This window comes from Sphingomonas sp., assembly GCF_035758555.1.
Classification (GTDB): Bacteria; Pseudomonadota; Alphaproteobacteria; order Sphingomonadales; family Sphingomonadaceae; genus Sphingomonas_B.
Genome location: NZ_DASTXI010000249.1, coordinates 1 through 2,454 on the forward strand (window position 1 = coordinate 1; position 2,454 = coordinate 2,454).

Annotated in this window: 3 protein-coding genes; 2 read left to right on the forward strand and 1 reads right to left on the reverse strand. The window is 67.6% G+C overall.

Going from position 1 to position 2,454, the window contains the following annotated elements:
- A partial coding sequence (locus VFT73_RS15100) for a Bug family tripartite tricarboxylate transporter substrate binding protein (RefSeq protein ID WP_326412927.1) occupies positions 1–576 on the forward strand: 576 nt, incomplete at its 5' end.
- Between the two features lie 15 nt (positions 577–591).
- Here the strand turns inward: VFT73_RS15100 and VFT73_RS15105 are convergent.
- Positions 592–1,191 carry a TetR/AcrR family transcriptional regulator gene (locus VFT73_RS15105; protein ID WP_326412930.1) on the reverse strand — a complete coding sequence of 200 codons (600 nt, stop codon included), beginning with the start codon at positions 1,189–1,191 and terminating at the stop codon, positions 592–594.
- 67 nt (positions 1,192–1,258) lie between these two features.
- On the opposite strand from VFT73_RS15105, the gene VFT73_RS15110 reads away from it, so the two are divergent.
- A partial coding sequence (locus tag VFT73_RS15110) for a cytochrome P450 (protein WP_326412932.1) occupies positions 1,259–2,454 on the forward strand: 1,196 nt, incomplete at its 3' end.

The following is a 2,454-nucleotide window of genomic DNA, read 5'->3' on the forward strand; positions in this document are numbered from 1 at the left end:
GACCGCCCCTACAAGACGTTCGCCGAAGCGGTGGCGGATGCGAGGAAGCGGCCCGGCCGGGTCAATATGGGCGTCCTGGGCGCAAGCCAGGCGCTGGTGCTGATGACGCTGATCAAGAAAGAGAACGACGTCGACATCAACTTGATCCCCTACAAGGGCGGCGGACCGCTCAACCAGGACCTGCTCGCCGGCGTGACCGATATCGGGATCGGCAGCCTGACATCGCTCAGCCCGCATATCCGCGCCAACAAGGTGCGGGCGATCGCCGTCACCGGCGAGACTCGGACGCCGGCGCTGCCTGACACACCGACGCTCGCCGAGCAGGGCATCAAAGCCTTCCCCTCCTATTCCTGGTGGGGCGTCTATGCCCCCGCCGGCACCCCGCGTCCGATCGTCGACCGCATGCATGCCGAGGTCGCCAAGGCGGTGCGCTCCCCCGACGTCACGCAGAAATTCGTCGAGCAATTCAACATGGAGATCCTGACGACCACGCCGGAAGAGTTCGCCGCCTATCAAAAGAGCGAACAGGAGCGCTGGTTCAAGGTCATCAAGGACAACGACATCAAGGGTGACTGAGCCAGCCGCATCGCCTCAATCGGGAGTCAGCTTCCGCAGCTCGTTCACCGCCCGGAAGAAGCTGTCGGCCGGCGTCGAGTCGGGATCGATCAGGCGGTGGAGACGGAAGCCGTCCTCGAGCGCCAAGAGCATCGCGCTGGCCCAGGCGGGATCGCGCACGCCGGTCCCTGCCGCCCGGGTCGTCGACGTGACGATCTCGGCGATCAGCTTGCGGCGCGCGCGCAGCCTTTTGGCAAGCTCAGGCCGGCGCTTCTCCGCGCGCGCGACGTAAAGCACCAGCTCCATGTGCAGGAGCGGCGCGCGACCCAGCGGGTCGTGCCGGTTGCGCTCGGTGGCGCGCAGGGCCGCGACGTAGTCGTCCGGCGTGCGATGATGCTCCAGAAGCTCGCGATGATGCGCGATCGAACGTTCGACATGGTCCTCCAGCATGGCGGCGATCAGATCGTCCTTGCTGGCGAAGTTCGAGTAGAAGGCGCCGCGCGTGAAGCCGGCGGCGGCGGCAATCGTCTCGATGCTGGCCGCCCCGATGCCGCGTTCCTCGAACACCCGGGCCGCCGCCTCGAACAGCCTTTCCTTCGTATCGTCCCGCGTCGGGCGCGTGCGTACCCTTGACATGGCTGGTTCTTTAGCACACTGATAGTCGATACATAGTTGTATCGAGTTGCAATGCGAGGGCTTCCCGATGACCGACGCAGCGACCGCCCCCAGCCTGGCCGACCGCTTCTTCCTCGAGGCCATGTCGCCGGCCTTCCGTGAGGACCCCTATCCCTACTACGAGCGCTTTCGCGGGCCGGCGCCGCTCTTGCGGGTCGCCGACACGATCTGGTTCGCGCTGGGCCATGCCGATGTGACTGCGCTGCTGCGACATCCGAAGCTCTCGACCGACGAATCGCATGCCGCCACCGAGGCCGGCAGGACGCAGGAAGACCCCAATCGCACCCGCAGCCTCCTCTTCATGGATCCGCCAGAGCACACGCGCCTGCGCAGCCTCGTTGCCCGCGCCTTCACGCCACGGCGCATCGAGGACCTGCGCGCCAGGACACGGGAGATCGCCGCCGAGCTGGTCGATGCCCTGGCGCAGAAATCCGGCACCGTGGACCTGATCAGGACCTTCGCCTATCCGCTGCCGGTCCGGGTGATCTGCGCGCTGCTGGGCGTCCCACCGGAAGATGAAGCGACCTTCACCGCGTGGTCGCGCGGCATCGCGCGATCCGTCGATCCGACCATCCTGCGCAGCCCCGAGATCGAGGCAGCCATCGTCGAAGCGCGCCACGGCTTGCAGACTTATCTCGGCGATCTGCTGGCCGCGCGGCGGCGCAAGCCCGGCGACGACCTTCTCTCGGCGCTGGCCGCCGTCGACGCCGACGGCGATCGCATCTCGCCGCGCCAGATCGTGGCGCTCGCCCAGCTCCTGCTGGTCGCGGGACACGAGACCACCGTGAACCTGATCGGCAACGGCACACTGGCGTTGCTCCGCGCCCCAGAACAGCTCGTCCGCCTGCGCGACTCGCCGGAGCTTGCCGGTTCGGCCGTCGACGAGATGCTGCGCTTCGACAGCCCGGTACAAATCACCCAGCGCGTCGTGATCGAGGATATGGAGGTCGTCGGCTGCCCGGTGAAGGCCGGCGACGAGATCATGCTGGTGCTGGGTGCAGCCAATCGCGATCCCGCCGTCTTTCCCAACCCTCAGCGCCTCGACATCACGCGCGACGCCCGCCGGCATGTCGCCTTCGGCGGCGGCATCCACCATTGCCTGGGTGCGGCGCTGGCGCGAATGGAGGGCGAGATCGCGTTCAGCACCCTGCTCGGCCGCTTCGGCAGGATCGACCTTGCCGGCACGCCCATGCGCCGCCCGACCTTCACGCTGCGGGGGCTGGA